Consider the following 3,872-nt stretch of genomic DNA (forward strand, 5'->3'; position numbering starts at 1 on the left):
CGTCGCTGGTGCTGGCCGCGGGGTCCGCCCTGCTCGCCGCGGGACTGTGGTGGTCCGCGGGGCCGGTCGCGGCCGCCGTGGGAACGGCCGGGCACCTGCTGTTCCTCGGCACCGTGGTGCCGCTGCTGCGCCGGGTGGCCCGGGGTGGGACGGTCCGCTCCCGGCGGCTGCGGACGACGGCCATGCCGCTGGTGATGATCGCCGACGTGCTGATCGTGGCCGTCGGCCTGCTCTCCGGCTGACCGGGCGGCCGGTCAGGGCTTGCGGCCCAGGCCCGCGTACATCCGGACCCTCTCCGGGTTGCGGTCCACCTCGTCCTCGGAGTCCGGCCGCCACAGCGGCACGGGCACCACACCCGGCTCGACGAGGTCGAGTCCGTCGAAGAAGCTCTCCAGCGTGTCCCGGGAGCGCAGGCTCACGGCGGGCCACTGCCCGAACCGCAGACCCTCGAAGATGCGGAACCCGGCGAGCACCTGGTCGTCCTCCCCGAAGTGCGACAGGGCGAGGTGACCGCCCGACGGCAGGGCGTCGACATAGGAGCGCACGAGTCCGGCCGGGTCGTCCGCGTCCGGGATGTGCAGCAGCAGCTCGATCATCAGGATCGCGACCGGCCGGTCCGGGTCGATCAGCGCGGTGACCCCGGGGTGTGCGAGCAGCTCGGCGGGCCGCCGGACGTCGGCCACCACGAACGCCGTGTTGTCGGTGCCGTCGAGCAACGCCCGCGAGTCCGCCTCGATCGAGGTGTCCGCGTCCACGTACACCACGCGGGCGCGTGGGTCCTCGGCATGGGCGACGTGGTGGACGTAGTGCGCGTTCGGCAGACCGGACCCGAGATCGAGGAACTGGGTGACGCCGGCCCGCATCAGGTGGCGCACCATCCGCCGCACCAGTGACCGCTGGGCGCGCACCAGGTACGGGATGTGCGGCGCGCACAGCTCGATCCGCTGCGCGAGTCGACGGTCCTGCTCGGTGTGGTTCGTGCCCTCGACCCAGTAGTCCCGGATCCGGGCGATGTTCGGCGCGACGGACGGGTCGGGATCCGTCGCGCCGATGGGGAGTCCCACGTCGAGCACGCCTCCTTGTGATCATGGGCAGTGCCGCATGCTGATGATCGTTCCCCCGACCGCCGTCGGCGATCCTACCGGCCGGAAACCCGACACCGTAGCGGCGCGCATGCGGAGGGTGACGGCACCCGCGTCGCCCCACTCGGGCGGCTGACCAGCGACGAACCGGAGCCGACGACCCGGACCGCGCGGCTCGGCGTCACTCCGCGTCACGCCTGATCCGATTAATCGTGATACCGGTCACATTCCGGACGACGGTGCTCCCCGCGGCGCCGACGATCACGGCCGGGCCCGACCGGACGGGACGGCCACGGCTACGATGACCCGCGTGCAGCACCTCCACACGGGCAAGGTCCGGGACCTCTACCGCGACCGTGGCGACCTCCTCCTCGTCGCCTCCGACCGCATCTCGGTCTACGACGTGACCCTGCCGACCCCGGTCCCGGACAAGGGCGCCCTGCTCACCCAGCTGTCGGTGTGGTGGTTCGAACGCTTCCGCGACCTCGTCGGCAATCACCTGATCTCGGCCACCGACGTGCCCGCGGAGTTCGCGGGCCGCGCCGTACGCTGCGCCCCGCTCACCATGATCAAGGTGGAGTGCATCGCCCGCGGGTACCTCAGCGGCTCCGGCCTGCGGGAGTACCGACGGTCGGGCACGGTGTCCGGTGTGCCGCTGCCCCCGGGGCTGGAGGAGGGCAGCAGGCTCCCCGAACCGATCTTCACGCCCACCACCAAGGCCGAGACCGGGCACGACGAAGCGATCACCTTCGACGACGTCGTGGCGCAGGAGGGCCGCGACACGGCAGAGCGCCTCCGGGAACTGACGCTGCGGATCTACGAGGAGGGCGCCGCGCACGCCGCCGAGCGGGGCATCCTCGTGGCCGACACGAAACTCGAGTTCGGCTGGGACGCCGACGGGCGGCTCACCCTCGGCGACGAACTGTTGACCTCCGACTCGTCCCGGTTCTGGCCCGCCGACGAATGGGAACCCGGCAGGCCGCAGTTCGCCTTCGACAAGCAGTACGTCCGGGACTGGGCGACCTCGAGCGGGTGGGACCGGACGCCACCGGGACCGGAGATTCCCGCCGACGTGGTGGAGGCGACCCGGCGGCGCTACACCGAGGCCTACGAGCGCCTCACCGGACGGACCTGGACCGGGGTACCCACCCCCGATGGGTGAGGAGACCCGGGCCGGGTGACCCGACCGGACCCGTCAGCCGGGTCCGGTCCCCCGGGCGGTCGGTGGCTGCGCGTCACCCCAGTGCGCCACGTGCAGGCACGCGGCGACGGCGAGCAGCACGGCGCCGAAGAAGATCAGACCGAAGTTCAACGTCATCGCCCCCAGCACGATCAGCCCGAGGGCGAGCGCGTCGGTGACGTAGCGCAGCACCCGCGATCGGAGGACCCCGCCGGGGCTCTCCCCCTCGCCCAACTGCCGGGCGAGGTCGGGATCGTCGTGCTCGAACCACTGCTGGATCCGTTCGAGCTCCTGCCGTTCGTGGTGGCTGAGCATGATGGCGTGCCCCCGAACTCGATGATCATCCGGTGTCTGCTGGAGCCTCGGTCGTCGGCCGACCGCACACCGGAGGCCGGTCGCGGACCGGTCGCGCCCACATCGGTGGACTACCCGTCCGCGGCCCGGACAAACGGGTTTCGATCCGGCCGCAGCGGCTACCCGTGCCGGGGACTTGTCAGTGTCCGTGGACAGTGCGTGACGGCACCGGACGCGGACGTGTCGGGGCGGGAGGTGCCGGATGGCCGAACCGGCCGTGCGACTCACCTCCGCCTCGCTGCGCCGCACGGCCGTCGTGTCGGCCTACCTGCTGCTCATCGTCGGCGCCCTCTGGGCGCTGACCAACGCGGTGCGGCACCTCAGCTACGTCGTGATCCCGCTGTTCGTGGCCCTGTTGCTGACCGCGATGCTGGAACCGCTGGTGAGCTGGCTGACCCGGCACCGCTGGCCCCGCCCCCTCGCGGTGGTGGGCGCGCTGATCGTCGGGTTGGTCCTCGCGGGCGGACTGGTCACCTTCGTGGTGTTCTCCGTGCTGGACAACTTCGACGAACTGCGGCGGCGGGTGTCGGAGAGCCTCGCCCAGCTGCAACAGTGGCTCGCCGACACACCGGTGCCGATCAGCGGAGAACTGATCGGGCGGGCGCAGCAGTGGCTGGGGGGCAATCAGGCGCAGGTGATGACCCGTGCCCTGACGGCGTTCAGCACGGTCGGTTCGTTCCTGGTGGGACTCATCGTCGCGCTTGTCCTGTTCGTCATGTTCATGCAGGCCGGTCCGAAGTTGTGGGCGTTCACGCTGCGGCCGTGGCGCCCGGACACCCGGGAGATCGTGGACGACGCCGGGCGCCGCGCGTACCACAGCGTGGTCCTCTACGTACGGGTGACCGCGCTGGTCGCCCTGATCGACGCCCTCGGGATCGGCATCGGCCTCGGGTTCGTGGGGGTTCCCCTCGCCGTGCCGTTGGCCGCGCTGGTCTTCATCGGCGGGTTCGTCCCCTACGCCGGCGCCGTGGTGTCCGGCTTCCTCGCCGTCGCCGTCACGCTCGTCAGCAACGGCCTCGCCGCCGCGCTGATCATCCTCGGGGTGGTGCTCGCCGTACAGCAGCTGGAGGGGCAGGTGCTCCAGCCGGTGCTGCAGGGCAGCTTCACGAACCTGCACCCCGCGGTGGTCCTCGTCGCCCTGGTCATCGGCGGCGCGGAGGGCGGCATCGCGGGTGTCCTGTTCGCGGTCCCCCTCGTCGCCGCGGTGCGCGGCATCGTGCTCGCGGTGGCCGACCACCGCGACGGCCCCGCGGGCG

General features: G+C 71.9%; 4 protein-coding genes and 1 pseudogene. 3 read left to right on the forward strand and 2 right to left on the reverse strand.

Translation table 11 applies throughout. The annotated features are described in order from the left end of the window. Positions 1–242: pseudogene (locus tag SACPADRAFT_RS24395) on the forward strand (4-hydroxybenzoate polyprenyltransferase); the annotation flags it as partial. A 12-nt stretch (positions 243–254) separates the two neighbouring features. Here the strand turns inward: SACPADRAFT_RS24395 and SACPADRAFT_RS0200030 are convergent. Continuing rightward, a complete protein-coding gene (locus SACPADRAFT_RS0200030; RefSeq protein ID WP_007026826.1) occupies positions 255–1,064 on the reverse strand; it encodes an SAM-dependent methyltransferase in 810 nt (269 codons plus the stop codon). A 319-nt stretch (positions 1,065–1,383) separates the two neighbouring features. On the opposite strand from SACPADRAFT_RS0200030, the gene SACPADRAFT_RS0200035 reads away from it, so the two are divergent. Beyond that, complete coding sequence (locus tag SACPADRAFT_RS0200035) at positions 1,384–2,244, forward strand: phosphoribosylaminoimidazolesuccinocarboxamide synthase (protein ID WP_007026827.1); 861 nt, start codon at positions 1,384–1,386, stop codon at positions 2,242–2,244. A gap of 33 nt (positions 2,245–2,277) precedes the next feature. Here SACPADRAFT_RS0200035 and SACPADRAFT_RS0200040 read toward each other — a convergent pair whose 3' ends face one another. After that, positions 2,278–2,577: a DUF3040 domain-containing protein gene (locus SACPADRAFT_RS0200040; protein ID WP_007026828.1), complete on the reverse strand. Its 300-nt coding sequence runs from the start codon at positions 2,575–2,577 to the stop codon at positions 2,278–2,280. Between the two features lie 241 nt (positions 2,578–2,818). Here SACPADRAFT_RS0200040 and SACPADRAFT_RS24400 point away from each other — a divergent pair. Then, positions 2,819–3,872: AI-2E family transporter (locus SACPADRAFT_RS24400; protein WP_007026829.1), on the forward strand; the 1,054-nt coding region annotated here is incomplete at its 3' end.

This window comes from Saccharomonospora iraqiensis subsp. paurometabolica YIM 90007 (assembly GCF_000231035.2).
Classification (GTDB): Bacteria; Actinomycetota; Actinomycetes; order Mycobacteriales; family Pseudonocardiaceae; genus Saccharomonospora; species Saccharomonospora paurometabolica.